General features: G+C 67.0%; 11 protein-coding genes. 10 read left to right on the forward strand and 1 reads right to left on the reverse strand.

Annotation, left to right across the window (positions count from 1 at the left end):
• Positions 1 to 231 precede the first annotated feature (231 nt).
• Positions 232 to 5,994, forward strand: a complete 5,763-nt coding sequence (gene hypBA2 / locus JS531_RS05685; RefSeq protein ID WP_214313836.1) for a beta-L-arabinobiosidase HypBA2 — start codon at positions 232 to 234, stop codon at positions 5,992 to 5,994.
• A 215-nt stretch (positions 5,995 to 6,209) separates the two neighbouring features.
• Here hypBA2 and JS531_RS05690 read toward each other — a convergent pair whose 3' ends face one another.
• A complete protein-coding gene (locus JS531_RS05690; protein WP_214313838.1) occupies positions 6,210 to 7,244 on the reverse strand; it encodes a LacI family DNA-binding transcriptional regulator in 1,035 nt (344 codons plus the stop codon).
• A gap of 302 nt (positions 7,245 to 7,546) precedes the next feature.
• Between JS531_RS05690 and JS531_RS05695 the strand changes: the two genes are divergently transcribed.
• From JS531_RS05695 to JS531_RS05735, 9 genes are all read left to right on the forward strand, one after another.
• Complete coding sequence (locus JS531_RS05695; RefSeq protein WP_214313950.1) at positions 7,547 to 8,401, forward strand: YggS family pyridoxal phosphate-dependent enzyme; 855 nt, start codon at positions 7,547 to 7,549, stop codon at positions 8,399 to 8,401.
• Positions 8,401 to 8,718 (forward strand): acylphosphatase, encoded by a 318-nt coding sequence (locus JS531_RS05700; protein ID WP_214313840.1) that lies wholly within the window; start codon positions 8,401 to 8,403, stop codon positions 8,716 to 8,718. Before JS531_RS05695 ends, JS531_RS05700 begins: the two co-directional genes overlap by 1 nt.
• A 210-nt stretch (positions 8,719 to 8,928) precedes the next feature.
• Entirely contained in the window at positions 8,929 to 9,615 is a 687-nt protein-coding gene (locus JS531_RS05705) for a DUF4190 domain-containing protein (protein ID WP_214313842.1), read from the forward strand.
• A gap of 83 nt (positions 9,616 to 9,698) precedes the next feature.
• Entirely contained in the window at positions 9,699 to 10,520 is an 822-nt protein-coding gene (locus JS531_RS05710) for a fumarylacetoacetate hydrolase family protein (RefSeq protein WP_214313843.1), read from the forward strand.
• A gap of 187 nt (positions 10,521 to 10,707) precedes the next feature.
• Positions 10,708 to 12,177 (forward strand): SPFH domain-containing protein, encoded by a 1,470-nt coding sequence (locus JS531_RS05715; protein ID WP_214313845.1) that lies wholly within the window; start codon positions 10,708 to 10,710, stop codon positions 12,175 to 12,177.
• Between the two features lie 65 nt (positions 12,178 to 12,242).
• Positions 12,243 to 12,656: a hypothetical protein gene (locus tag JS531_RS05720; RefSeq protein WP_214313846.1), complete on the forward strand. Its 414-nt coding sequence runs from the start codon at positions 12,243 to 12,245 to the stop codon at positions 12,654 to 12,656.
• Positions 12,656 to 13,213 (forward strand): hypothetical protein, encoded by a 558-nt coding sequence (locus JS531_RS05725; protein ID WP_214313847.1) that lies wholly within the window; start codon positions 12,656 to 12,658, stop codon positions 13,211 to 13,213. Before JS531_RS05720 ends, JS531_RS05725 begins: the two co-directional genes overlap by 1 nt.
• Complete coding sequence (locus JS531_RS05730; protein WP_214313872.1) at positions 13,210 to 14,208, forward strand: hypothetical protein; 999 nt, start codon at positions 13,210 to 13,212, stop codon at positions 14,206 to 14,208. The genes JS531_RS05725 and JS531_RS05730 overlap by 4 nt, the downstream gene beginning before the upstream one ends.
• Entirely contained in the window at positions 14,205 to 14,786 is a 582-nt protein-coding gene (locus JS531_RS05735) for a hypothetical protein (protein WP_214313874.1), read from the forward strand. The genes JS531_RS05730 and JS531_RS05735 overlap by 4 nt, the downstream gene beginning before the upstream one ends.
• Positions 14,787 to 14,832: the final 46 nt, after the last annotated feature.

The raw sequence follows: 14,832 nt of genomic DNA on the forward strand, positions 1-14,832 counted from the left end.
ACCTTGTGAAAGCTTGAGAAAACGTATTCGCGCCATTAAGATAAGGGGCACGTTGGCATCGGTGGCTCCAACCTACAGACTGATGGCGCGTACTTGTTCCGCATAACAACGAAGCAATGTGACATCGGGGTGAAGAAGCCCGTACGTCACCCGACAAGTCCACACGAGGAACCGGAACCGGGCGCAACAAATGTGCGCAGGCCGGCAGTGGACGGAGAGGTCCACGTGCACATGCACAAGAAAACGAAGCAGCGGTGGCTCGCGTCCATCGGCGCGCTGGCCGCGGCGGCGACGCTCGCCACAGGCGGCGCCGTCAGCGCGCAGGCGGCGGACGCCGGCAGCATCGCCCACCCGAACGCCGACGTGGCGTACCCCACCTTCACCGGATCCAAGGACCCGATGAAGACCGCGGAGAACACCACCGCCTACAACCCCGCCACCAGCTACCTGGCCGAGACCTTCAAGAAGGACCAGGCCAACGGCGCCGGCACCGACACCGACCACGACTTCTGGATCGACAAGATCCTCGCCCGCACCGGAGCCCAGCCCACCGGCAAGAGCTCCAACGCGAAGGGCGACTACACGTACGAAGGCTCCGACGGCAACAACTACCTGTTCACCCGTGGCCGTGCCGCCTACATGTACAGCCACAAGCCGGGCCAGCTCGGCTTCGTGGGCGACACCGCCTACTGGGACCAGACCGGCAAGAACGGCTTCACCGTCACCGTGAACGGCGAGACCCTCACCGAGGACAGCTCCCAGCGCAAGCAGACGCCGAGCTACTTCAGGACCGTCTTCACCAACAAGGACAAGACGCTCAGCATTACCGAGGTCAAGTACATCACCAACAACAACGTGATGGTTGCTAACCTCACGCTCACCGGCACCAAGGGCGGCGACGTCACGCTCACCGCGGCGTCCCCGTTCGCCACCACCGGCGCGGACGGCGTCACCGAGCTCACGGGCCGCGTCAACGTCAAGAACAACCTGACCACCATCTACCCGCGCTTCTCCGGCAACGGCTTCGCCGTCAAGGGAGGCAAGCTCGTCAGCACCGTCAAACTCGAGGCGAACAAGGCCGTCACCACCAAGCTGCAGCTCGGCCTCATCGCCAACGAGCTGCCGGACTCCACCACCGAATACGAGGCCCGCTACACCGGCGACCTCAAGGACCCGGCCGCCTCCTACAAGGACTCCGTCACCACGTACAACCAGTGGTGGGTGGACAACGCCCCCTACGTGGACACCCCCGAGGACAACATCGACAAGACCGTCGTCTACCGCTGGTGGCTGTCCCGCTTCAACATGCTCGACGCCAACATGCCCGGCAACACGTTCCAGTATCCGACCTCCATCGAAGGCGTGCTCGGCTACAACAACCAGATCGTACTCACCTCCGGCATGTTCATGATGGACACCAAGTGGTTCCGCAACCCCGAATACTCCTACGGCACCTGGCTCTCCGCCGGCGACACCGCCAAGAAGGGCAAGAGCGGCTACTACTACTACCACGACAACCCGGGCGACCCCGCCAACTGGAACCACTCCTACACGCAGTACATCACGCGCGCCGGCTGGGACTCCTACAAGGTGCACGGCGGCCCGTCCACCGTGGCCGAGAAGCTCGCCGACCAGGGCGCCGAGGACGTGCAGGGCCTGCTCAACTCCAAGAGCGAGCCGGACAACAACGACAACCAGAACAACAACGGCAACAGCCTCATCGACTGGTCCTGGTGGTCCATGACCGGCAACGACGCGGACGCCGTCTCCTTCTCCGAGCCCGGACGCTCCGGCCAGCGCATGGACCGCGCCGACGGCTCCGCCAACATGTGGGCGAACGCCAACGCCGCCGCCCAGGCCTACAAGGCCGCCGGCGACACCGCCAACGCCGAGAAGATGCAGAAGATCGCGGACGACATCAAGCAGGACGTGCTCGACAACCTGTGGGACAAGTCCGACAACCTCATCAAGCACAAGTGGCTTTCGGACAACGCCTTCGCCAAGTACAAGGAGATCAACAACTACTACCCGTACTCCGAGGGCCTCATGCCCACCGGCGACGAGAACTACAACAAGGCCCTGCGCCTGTTCGCCGACTCCGACGAGTTCCCGATCTTCCCGTTCTTCACCGCCAACCAGGCGGACAAGGCGGCCCTGAACTTCCCGGGCTCGAACAACTTCTCCATCATCAACGCGCAGCCGCTGCTGCAGGTCTACTCGGCCGGCATCCGCAACTATGACGCGAACACCAACGGCTACATCACCAACGAGCAGTTCAAGAAGCTGCTGTACTGGGTGGCGTTCGCGCACTACCAGGGCGGCGACAACAACTACCCGGACCAGAACGAGTTCTGGAACGAGGACAACAACAGCGTCGGCGACCTCAACGGCGACGGCAAGGTCAACAACCAGGACAAGAACCTCGATGCGGCCCAGAACGGCGGCAAGATCACCTACCGCTCCTGGATCCACCACACCCAGCTCGGCACCACCAACTGGACGATGGTCGAGGACGTGGCCGGCATGGTCCCGCGCGAGGATAGCAAGATCGAGCTCAACCCGATCGAGATCCCCGGTTGGAACTACTTCACCGTCAACAACCTCAGCTACCACGGCCAGGACGTGTCCATCGTGTGGGACAAGGACGGCAGCCACTACGGCGGCCCCGCCGGCTACAGCCTGTACGTGGGCGGCAAGCTCGCCTTCACGTCCAACAAGCTCACCCACCTCATCTACGACCCGGCCACCGGCGCCGTGGAGGACGTGGCCAAGTCCGGCGCGACGATCACCGGCAACACCACCTCCGAGGTCAAGGAAGCCAACCAGGTGGCCTTCTCCTCCACCGACCGCGTGACCGACCTGCTCGCCAAGGCGGGCACCAACGTCGACTCCGCCTCCAAGAGCCAGGAGAACGTGGCCAAGGACGCGGACGTGGACGCCACCTACGCCAAGGACACCACCAGCTACCCCGCCAAGAACGCCGTGGACGGCCGTACCGTCATGGAATCGTTCTGGGGCACCAAGGGCTCGTCCAACGCGAAGGACAGCATCACCGTCACCTTCAAGGGCGGCGCGAAGACCATCGACGACATCCGCCTCTACTACTACCAGAGCTCGTCCAGCCAGACGATCTCCGGCTACGCGGAGCCGGCCAACTACAAGCTGGAATACCTCGCCGACGACGGCACCTGGAAGCCGCTGGCCAACCAGGTGCGCACCCCGAACTACGCGGGCGCCAACTACAACCGCGTCCAGTTCGACGCGGTGACCACCAAGGCAATCCGCGCCACCTTCACCCCGCAGGCCGGCATGGCCGTGGGTCTCAAGGAGATCGAGGCGTATAACACCGGCATCAAGGCCACTGGCTCCTCCGAGAACCAGGCGCCCGAGGTCGACGCCTACGTCGACTCCTCCACCTCCTCCGGCGCGAAGGTCGTTGGCACCGTGAAGGACGACGGCCTGCCCGCTGACGGCGACATCACCACCAAGTGGGAGCTCGTCTCCGGCCCCGAGGGCGGCACCGCCAAGTTCGCCGACGCCACCGCCGCCAGCACCACCGTCACTTTCAACAAGGAAGGCGACTACGTGCTCAAGCTCACCGCGTCCGACGGTGAGAAGGAATCCTCCAAGGAGATCACCGTCCACGGCATCCCGTCCGACGGCACCGTGAACGTGGCCCCGCAGTCCTCCGCCAGCGCCAGCTACACCAACGGCTACCAGCCGAAGGACAACGCCAAGAAGGTCGTCGACGGCCAGGTGGTCTACACCAACACGCCGAACGAGACTTGGAACAACTGGGGCGACAACACCGGCGTCGAACCGTGGCTGCAGCTCAAGTGGGCCGGCAAGGTCCCGCTCAAGAAGGCCAAGGTCTTCTTCTGGACCGACGGCGGCGGCGTGCCGATGGCCACCAGCTGGAAGCTCCAGTACGCGGGCGAGAACGGCGACTGGCAGGACGTCAAGCTGGCCGACGGCCAGTCCTACACCGTCAACCAGAACGAAGGCAACGAGGTGAAGTTCGCCGAGACCGTCGAGACGGACAAGCTGCGCATCGTCTTCCCGAAGGGCGCGATCGTCGGCGCCTCCGAGTTCGAGGCGTACGCCATCGAGCCGGTGAGCGTGGACGAGGTCAACCGCATGGTCCAGAAGGGCAGCAAGGCCTCCGACCTCAACCTGCCGAAGACCGTGAGCGCCACCTACACCGACGGCTCCCGTCGTGACCTCGCCGTCACGTGGGGCAAGGTGACCGACGACCAGCTCGCCGTCGACGCCACCTTCGACGTCAAGGGCACCGTCGCCGGCGCTCTGAGCGGCACCGTCGCGCACATCGCGGCCCGCTTCGACGCCAACGCGCAGACCACGGGCGCCGCCCAGCCGGTCGAGCAGACCGTCTACCAGGGCTCCAAGTCCGTCAGCCTGCCCGCCACCGTCCCGGTGAAGTTCCCGAACGGCTACAACGACGACCGCAAGGTCACGTGGAAGGACGCGGACGTCAAGGCCATCGACCTGACCAAGGTCGGCGACTACGAGGTGTCCGGCACCGTCGACGACGGCTCCTCCTCCTCCGCGGCCAAGCTCACCGTCCACGTGGTGGCCGACCCGAACGGCTCCACCACGCCCGAGCCCGAACCCGAACCGCTGACCGGATGGATCGAAGGCAAGGCCACCAAGACCACCGCCTCCGCCGAAGCCAGCTGGTCCAAGGCCGAAGGCAAGCTCAACGACGGCGTCGTGGTGGACGACTCCTGGCCCACCGAGGACGACCAGGACGTCAACGCCAAGGTCTGGGGCACCTGGGGACAGGCGAAGGACGGCATGTACGCCCAGTACGACTGGGGCCAGGCCGTGACCGTCGACTCCAGCCGCGTCCAGTACTGGGCCAACTTCGCCGCCACCGACGACGCGAAGGGCGGCCTCGAGACCCCGGACGCCTGGAAGATCCAGTACCTCGCCGAGGACGGCACGTGGAAGGACGTCACCCCCACCAAGGACGGCGACTACACCACCGTGCGCAACTCGCCGGCGGCCCTGGCCACCGAGAACGACGGCTGGAGCACCGTGACCTTCGAGCCCGTGACCACCAAGTCGCTGCGCCTCGTGCTCACCCCGCACACCGGCACCGGCACCTTCGGCACCGCCGTGGCCGAGTGGGGCGTGCACGCCGCCGACAAGACCGAGCCCGAACCCGAGCAGGTCGACAAGACCGCCCTCGCGTCCGCGCTCGCCGCCGCCAAGGAGCAGGTGAAGGGCAACTTCACCGCCGCCTCCAAGGCCGAGTTCCAGAAGGTCATCGACGCCGCCCAGGCCGTGTACGACAAGGCCGACGCCACCGCCGAGGAGGTCGCCGCCCAGGTGACCAAGCTCGAGGACGGCCAGAAGGCGCTCGTCGCGCTCGCCACCGACGTGGAGAAGTCCACGCTGCAGGACGCCATCGACGCCGCCCAGGCCAAGGTCGATTCCGGCCAGTACACCGACAAGACCGTCGAGGCCCTGAAGAAGGCCATCGAGGCCGCGCAGGGCGTGCTCAAGGGCGACGAGGCGGGCGAGGTCACCCAGACCGCCGTCAAGGACGCCTCCGCGGCACTCGACAAGGCCGTCAAGGCCCTTGACGAGAAGCCGTCCGGCGAGACGGTGAACCGCAACGACCTCCAGGCGTCCATCGACCAGGCGGCCAAGGCCGACAAGTCGAAGTACACCGACGAGGCGTGGGCCAAGCTGCAGCAGCAGCTCGAAGCCGCCCGCAAGGTGCTCGCCGACGCCAAGGCCTCCCAGAAGGACGTCGACGCCACGCAGGATGCGCTCGACGCCGCCTACTGGAACACCAAGGCCGAGGAGAAGCCCGGCTCCCAGCAGCCCGGCGTGACCGACCAGAACAAGAACGACGGCAAGGGCGTGCTGTCCAAGACCGGTGCGGCCGTGACCGCGCTGGCCGTGGCCGCCGCGGCCCTGTTCGCCGCCGGCGCGTTCGTCCTGGCCCGCCGCCGCAAGGCCTGAGGCGCGTAGGCCTGTAGCGGCCTCGTAGCGGCATAGGGAAGGCCCCGGAACCAAGTCATTCGGCTTGGTTCCGGGGCCTTTTCGCATCCGTTGTGTCCGATACGTCGGTTGCGTTCGATACGTCCGTCGTGTCTGTTGCGTCCGTTGCGTCCGATCCGGTGGTCGTGCGGCGGCCGTACGCGTACGGCCGTACGCGTACGGCCGCGACGCCCGTGCTACCGCAGCGGCAGCGTGGACTCGCGCTGCACCAGACGGCACGGCACGTATTCGACGCCGTGGTGCGGATGTCCGTTGATGGCGTCGAGCAGCTTACGTGCGGCGATGTGCCCGATCTCCTCCATGGGGTTCACGATCGAGGTGAGCGGCGGCATGGAGTCGAGGGTGAGGACCTGCCAGTCGTCGTGCCCGATGACGGCCACGTCGCGCGGCACCTCGAGTCCCTCCTGCCGCAGCACGGTGAGACATCCGCGGGCGATCTGGTCGTTCTGGCAGACCACGCCGTCGAAGTCGACGTGCTGGTCGATGAGCAGACGCGTGGCCGCGCGGCCCCAGCTTTCCGACCATTCGTTGAAGCGCACGGGGCCGACCGGTTCGAGGCCCGCGTCATGCAGCGCGGCCATGGCGCCTTTGAGGCGGTCGGTGGCCGCGTCGAACGTCTCGCTGCCGCCGATGATGGCGATCCTGCTTTTGCCGCAGGAGATGAGGTGTTCGACGGCGAGTCGTCCGGCCTGAACGTTGTCGTAGGTGACGGAGCATTCGTTCGGGTCCTCGCTCGGGGCGAGCGCGTAGACGAGTGGCACGTTCGTGTTGTTTCTGAGCGAGGGGCGCGGGTTGGTCTCCTGTCCGGCGATGAGCACGCCGTCCACGTTGCGCGAGACGAAGAAGTCGAGGCCGTTGCGTTCCAGCTGCGCGTCGCCGCGCGCGTTGTTGAGCAGCACGGTGTTGGAGGTGCCGCCGAGTTCGTCCTCGGCGCCGATGAGGATCGGGATGCTCCAGCGCCCGATGAGGTCGGAGGTGATGACGCCGATGGAGTCGGAGCGTTCGGCCGGCGGTACGGCCGCCGGCGCGGTCTCGGTGATGTAGCCGACCTTGCGGGCGGCGGCGAGCACCTTGGCGCGCGTGGTCTCGCTCACGCGCGGCTGGTGGTTGATGGCCTTGGACGCGGTGGCCAGCGATACGCCCGCGGCCGCGGCCACGTCGGCCAGGGTGCTTTTGCGCGGTGCGGTGCCCTCGTAGGCTTCGGCAGTCATCGGTGTGCGTCCCTTCTGCATGGTGCTCGTGCGTGTCTTCCGGTTCCGGGCGATGCGGGCCCGTGGTCCGGGGTTGCGGGCGGCCTCCTTCCGGGCGCCCGGCGTCCGTCCCATTGTAGCGTCACCCCCGCGGCCGTGCGAAAACGATGAAATGTCATGATGCAAGTAACGAAATCCGCGAAACAGGAGGTATGGGTGCATTACCGGTCCGGCCGGCGGCCGTATGCCGGCGGAACGATTACCATGGAGGGCAGCATACAAGCGGCCACATGACCAGAGGGGAGCAGCGGCATATGGCGTACATGGACCACAAGGACCTGGCGAACGAGACCATCGAACCGGAACGCGCACGGCAGATCGCGGACGGCGTGCGCCGCACGCTCGACGAAATCGCCTCCGCCGAGGAGGCCGCCGGCCGCGAGGTCGGCTCCGTGAAGCTCCTCGCCGCCACCAAGACGCGCGACGTGGGCGAGATCCTCACCGCCATCGACGCCGGCGTGCGCATGATCGGCGAGAACCGTCCGCAGGAGGTCCAGGCCAAGGCGCTGGGACTGGCGAAACGCCTCGAGGAGCGCGGCTACACGCTCGGCGCCATCGGCGACGGCAGCGCGGCCGGCGGAGCAGCCGCGGTTGCAGGATCGAACGGAACCGCGGGGGCGGACGCCTCACGGCACATCCCGTTCCACCTCATCGGACAGCTGCAGGCGAACAAGATCGGCAAGGTGCTGCCCGTCGTCGGCACCATCGAATCGGTCGACTCCATCGAACTCGCGGAACGCATCTCCCGCCGCGCCGTCATGCGGAACATCACCGTCGGCGTGCTCCTCGAGGTCAACGAATCCGGCGAGGAATCGAAGAGCGGATGCCCGCCGAGCCACGCCATCGATCTCGCGAAACGCATCGGCGCGATGGGCGGGCTGCGGCTCGAAGGCCTCATGACCATCGGCGCGCACGTGGACGACGAGCGCACGATCCGCGAAGGCTTCGCGCACCTGCGCCGCACGCGTGACCAGATCCTCGCCTCCGGTGCGGACGGCACCGCCGGCTGCAGGGAACTGTCCATGGGCATGACGAACGACATGGCGCTCGCCATCGCCGAGGGTTCCACCATCGTGCGCGTCGGCACCGCCATCTTCGGACCCAGGGCGTTCATCTGATGGGCGGCGGTGCGCATGGCGGGCGTGGCGACGCGCAAGGCGACGTCGTCCGCGTGCATCTGACGGTGCACGGACTGGTGCAGGGCGTCGGATACCGGTACTTCGCCTACCAATCGGCCATCGAGACCGACGTGACCGGCTGGGTGCGCAACCTGTGGAGCGGCGACGTGGAGGCCGAGGCGCAGGGGACGCGCGCGGCCGTGGCCGCGTTCGTCTCACGGCTCAAAGTCGGCCCGAAATGGGGACACGTGGACGGCGTCGACGCGGAGCTCATCCGCGTGGAACGCGGCGAGAGCAGCTTCCGCGTGCGGAACTGAGGGGCGGAATCGACGTTGGCGGTCGGAGCCGGTTCCCGTATCGGGTCGCAGGCGGAACTGACGGGCGTTGACACGGCGGGAGTATGCTGGGAGGCGAACGGCGGCGGTCCGGCCCCATCGCAGGCGCCGCATGGCAGACGTGAAGCAGTGGAACCGGCGCGCGGCGAGGAACGCGCGCGATGCGGGACGTCGCACGGCGAGGAGGGCGCTATGACCAATCCGTACAACTATCCGAACAATCCCAACGACCCGAACGCATACGGCCAGCCATACGGCCAGCAGCCGTACGGACAGGGAACGGGACAGGTGCCGTACGGCCAGCCTGGTGACACCTACGGCCAACCGCAGTACGGCCAGCCGGCGTACGGACAGCCCGTGGGGGCCTACGGAGCCGGTGCGCCCGGCGTTCCCGGCGCATACGGTCAGCCTGCGCCCGGCGCCCCCGGCATGGTGCAGGGCCCGTACTACGGCCAGCCGCAGTACTATCAGGAGCCCAAGTGGAACGGCATGGCCATCGCCGGCTTCATCTGCTCGTTCTTCTTCGCGCTGATCGGCCTCATCCTGAGCATCATCGGCATGAAGCAGACGAAGGAGACCGGTGAGAAGGGCCACGGCCTCGCGCTCGCCGGCGTGATCATCAGCGCCGCGCAGATGATACTGGGCCTGCTGTTCGTCATCATCATGATCGTCGCCGGCATCGGCGCCGCCAGCTCGTACGACTCCTACGACTACGACGACTACAGCGACTACGACGATTCCGACTACGGCTACGAATACGACTACGGCGACACCACCGACACCACGTCGTTCGTGACGGCCGCCAACGCGGCGAACGCACGCGGCGACGCGCTCGGCCGCGTCATCGCCGACGCCTACGTGGCGCTCCCGCAGCGCTGACGCGGCGTCGGACGGGAACACCGACAGGGAACGCTGACAGGGAACGACGCCGGGAACAGATACGGAAGGCTAGACTGAACACCATGAGAATCGCACGTTTTTCACTGAACGACACCCCGCGCTACGCCTTCGTCCAGACGGACGAGACGGACGGCAAGGACTACCTCGTCGAACTCGACGGCCATCCGCTGCTCGGAGGACAGGTCGCCCCCACCGGCAAGCGCTACGCGCTCGACCAGGACGGCATCCGCCTGCTCGCGCCGGTCCTGCCCTCCAAGGTGTACGGACTCGCCAAGAACTACGAGGCGCACGCGCAGTTCATGCACGAGGCCGGCCACAGCGAGATCAAGCACGCGCCGGAGGACATGGTCATCTTCACCAAGCCGTCCACGTCCGTGATCGGTCCGGACGATCCAATCGTGTACCCGCCGTGCTCGAAGGACATGAACTTCGAGCCTGAGCTCGCCGTGGTGATGGGGCGCGTCGCGAAGAACGTGCCCGTCGAGAAGGCGATGGACTACGTGCTCGGCTTCACCTGCGTCAACGACGTGACGCTGCGCGACCTGCAGGGCCTCGACCCGACGTGGACGCGCGCCAAGGGCTTCGACACGTCCTGCCCGCTGGGTCCATGGATTGTCACGCGCGACGACGTGAACTGGCGTGACGCGCACATCTCGTTCACGCTGAACGGCGAGGACGTCGAGATGGCGTCCGGCACCACCGCGAACCTCATCCACGGCATCCCCGAGCAGATTGCCGCGATCAGCTCGTTCTCGACGCTGCTGCCCGGCGACGTCATCATGACCGGTACGCCGAACGCCTCCGGTCACCTCGATCCGGGCGACGAGGCCATCGTCCACGTCGAGGGCGTGGGCTCCTTACGCAACGTGATCGTGCGTGCGTAGGCGGGCGAAGTCCCTGCGACGATGGGGGCGCCTTCCCGGCCGGGAAGGCGCCCTTTCGCATGCCGGTGGCTTGCGGACGGATGCCGGCGATGATGCCGGATAGGGGGCGAACGCGCCGTTGTGTCTACCGGAGGGGGGATGCTGGTTTTCAGCCATCGAGGGCTTGATATGAGGGAGAAGGTACCGTATGCCATTCAATTTCATCGATGTGGTCCGCTACGGCGGCGGCGATACCAAGGACATCTTCGCGTGGAGGCATCCGGGCACCGAGCTCAAGGCCGGCACCAAGCTCACGGTGATGCCCCATCAGATCGCCGTATTCGTCAAGAACGGCCGGATAGCGCAGACGTTCCGCGAGGGTGCGCACGTCATCGAAGGCAACAGCGCGCCGTTGCTGACGGGCGTGACCAAGATGTTCACCGGTGGGGTCAACCCGAACGACGCGCGCGTGTACTTCATCAATCTCACCGACAAGACCAATGTGAAGTGGGGCACCCCTTCGCCGATCAACATTCCGGTGGTGGGCAACGTGGGGCCGCGCAGCGGCGGCCTGACCCTGCCCGCGGGGGCCAACGGCGAATACTCGATCGCCCTGTCCTACTTCGATCCGGACGTGTATCCGGGCCCGCAGACCGAGCAGGCCAACGCCGCGCACATCGATGCGTTCTTCCACCAGTTCGTCTCGGACCGTGAAGTCACCTCCGTGGACGACGTGGTGGCGGTGCTGCGGCAGAAGATCAACGAGATCATCGGCGACGAGCTGGGCAAGGTGCTCATCGGCTCCGGCATCCAGATCAACATGATCGACGCCAGGAAGTCCGAGATCGCCGACGAGATGCGTCGTCGTCTCCAGGAACCGTTCGCCCGTATGGAACAGCAATACGGCGTCAGGGTCTTCGACTTCATGCTCAACGCGATCGTCATCGACAAGTCGAGCCGCGCCTACCTGCAGTACGCCAAGCGCGCCCAGGCGTTCGAGGACCAGGTCAGCGAGGCGGAGGCGCGTCAGTACACGGGCGTCATGGACGCCCAGACGAAGCTCATGCGGGAGCGTCTCGACGCGATGGGCCGCATGGCCCACACCGACGCCAAGGCCTACGACCAGAACCAGCGTGGATACACCTTCCAGCAGGAGCACACGTTGGACGTGCTCCAGACCGCGGCCGGCAACACCGGTTCCGGTTCCGATCTGATGAACGGCGGCATCGGGCTGGGCGTAGGCCTCGGCGTGGGCGGCTCCCTCGTCAAGGGACTGAACTCCGCCATCTCCTCGCTGGGTGTGACGGACTTCACCCCCGCGGCCGCGTCCGGCACGACGGCCGCGTCCGGTGCCGGCGCGTCCGGCGTGGGGTCGGCGGACGCGAGCCGGCGGCAGCCGCCGGCGCATCAGCCGTTGACCCCCGACGCCGCGGCTTCGGACGTCCAGGCCGCGACGGCCGCGGCCGCGGCGCAGGCCGCCTCCGTCGCTGGGCCCGCGCAACCGGCTCAGCCGGCCCGGCCCACGCAAGCCGAACAACCGGCGCAACCGGCGCAACCGGCGCAACCGGTGTCGGACCCCATCGAGGCATTGTCCACGTTGAAGAAGGCGCACGACCTGGGCCTGATCAGCGACGACCAGTTCGCCGCCAAGCAGCAGGAGATTCTCGCGCGCATGTAGGCATCGGCCGCCCGGCCGCATCATTCGGGAACACAAGAGAACAAGAGAAGGAAGAGAAGACACCCATGAACAACAAGCAGCCCATCATCTTCGCCGTGCTGGCCACGATCGTCGTCGACGTCATCATGCTGATCATCCCGCATGCCAACGTGCTGTCGTTCTGGCTGGCGTTCGTCATGCTCACCCTGAGCGGCCTGGCGTTCCTCATCCCCGCGCTGGTCCGGCCCGCCACCGACTACACCACGCGTCTGCCGGCGTTCGTGGCGCTCGGCGCGAATTACGTGCTGCAGATCGTGCTCACGTTCTTCTCCAACACGGGCTGGTGGCGCGTCACGCTGATCGTCGAGCTGCTCGCGCTGTTGGCCGTCAGCGGCATCGCGTTGGCCGTCTCCTACACGGAACGGCGCAATGACGCGGCCAACGCATACTACGCGCAGGATTCCGCCAACCGGTTCACGCCCAAGCAGGGCGGTTTCTGATGAAGGCGTTGTTCGCCAAGCGGTTGTTCGTGCGTCTGGCCACGGGCGTATGGATCGTGGTGGCGGCATGGCTGGTGCTCTTGTCGTTCGGGGTGCTCACGTTGCAGGGCATGACGTTCTTCGTGAACCAGCCGGGGGTCGCCGAACAGTTCGATCCGCAGACGGTGGCGGTGTTCCGCGGCATGTCCGCGTTCTTCGACGGCGTGCTGCCGGTCTTCGCGCTGCTGACGGTCACCTCGCTGCTCGGCATGGCCTCCACGATGACCATGTCGCAGGACATCCGCGACACCTATAGCCATCGCACCTACACGCTGACCTCCGCCAAGATCGCCGCGAACATGGGGTATGAGCCGACGATGGCCCGCACGCGCGAGATGCTGGACCGCACCATGGCCGCCGCGTCCGGGGCGTCCGGGGCTTCGGTTCCCGCCGGCGCGCCCGCAGACGGCATGCCGGCTCCGACCGGCGCACCCGTGTGGCCGGCGCCGTCCGCTCCCGCCGGCATGCCGGCTCCGCCGTATCCGCCACGTCCGTCACGCAACGGGGAGGCGTCATGACCGTATCCGGATCATCGATGGTCGTCACCATCGTGCTGCTATTGCTGGTCACCATCGTCGCGCCGGTCGTGGCCGTCATCCTCATCGTCAAGCTGGTGAAGCGGTCATCGGCCATCGCCGGCGCACGCTTCAAGATCTGGTACTTCCTGCTGCCCTGCGGCGCCATATTCCTGCTGTCGTGGGGGTACGGCACGTTCACGGACGGCGGGACCGTGAACACCGCCAAAGGTCTGGCCGGTATGGGCGCCGGCATCGTGCTGATCCTGCGTTGCGTGTTCGAGGAGTGGCGTGACGCGGCCGCCATGCTGGCCACCCGCCGGGAACTCGATCGGCGCGTGGACCGTCGCATCGCCGAGGAGACGCGGTACTCCACGGACATGCACCGTGCGGCCGGAGTCAACGCCTCGGACATGGACAAGGCGGTCGTCTGCCCGTCCTGCGGCAGCGAATGCCTCCTGCCGATGGGGCACGCCATCCTGTGCGCCGCCTGCGGCAACCCGATCTCGTTCGCCGCGCAGGCGACGGCCACCGCCACCAGCATCGTCGGACGCGGCGTCGCACACGACGACGAGCTGCTGCGGGACGGCGTCGGCGTGACCGAACGTGACCTGGGCACGTTGCGTCAGGTGCATGCCGTGGACGGCCGTGCCATCTGGGGCGACGCCGCCGACGTGACGTTCCGCTGCCGCCGGTGCGCCGCGACCGTCCAAGGACGCGCCGATCGGCCGCCGGCGTGTCCGCGTTGCGGCCGTCGGCTGACGGTGTCCGACATCGTCGCCGACCGGTACGGCGCCACCGCGCAGGTCGACTCCGCGCGGGCCGCGGCGGCGTCCGCGGTCGCCGACGGCGGCCGCGTGACGATCGTCTGTCCGACATGCGGCGCCGTGGGAAGCGGACCGCTCAACCGTCCGTACACGTGCGCGACGTGCGGGCACGTCATCGGCGAGTCCGACGTGCCGCGGTGCGTTCCGCCGATGGAAGGAGGTATGCGATGAGCGCCTTCGCCAATGGGCCCGTGCGGCGGCCGCGACCCGCGGCCGGGCCGGCGCCGACCATCCGCAAGGCCCGTCCCGAGGACGACGTGCAGCTGACCGCGCGCCAACGCGACCGCAAGTACCTGCGCGCGTACGGCGTGCTGTCGGTGCTGTACGTGGCGCTGGCCGCCGTGACCGTCGTCGTGTTCCGCAAGGCCGTGTGGGGCGACGCCCTGGTGGGCGCCCTGCAGCCGATCGTGGGCGACGACGTGTATACCGACTATGGCCGGTACATGATCACCGGCGTCAAATGGGTGTACACCGTGGCGCTGGCCATACTGCTCGTGGTGCCGATGATCACGGTCCTCGCCGATTTCATCCGTCGCGTGATCCGCCGCGGCAAGTTCGTGTACATCGAATCGGACCGGTACATGACCCACCTGCTCAAAGGCGAGGCGGACGCGGCCACCACGCAGACCCTGGACTACATCCGCAAGGAACTGCTGTACGTCAACCGTACGTGCGGATCCTGCGGCAGGACGTGGCTGGTGCCCGCCGACCATCAGACGGCATGCCCCAACTGCGGCGGCCGGGTGTGACGTCGGCCGGGACGTTGCGGATTCGGTCGATGCTTCACATCGTTTC

Origin of the sequence: Bifidobacterium sp. CP2 (assembly GCF_018555635.1) — a bacterium.
Lineage (GTDB): Bacteria > Actinomycetota > Actinomycetes > Actinomycetales > Bifidobacteriaceae > Bifidobacterium > Bifidobacterium saguinibicoloris.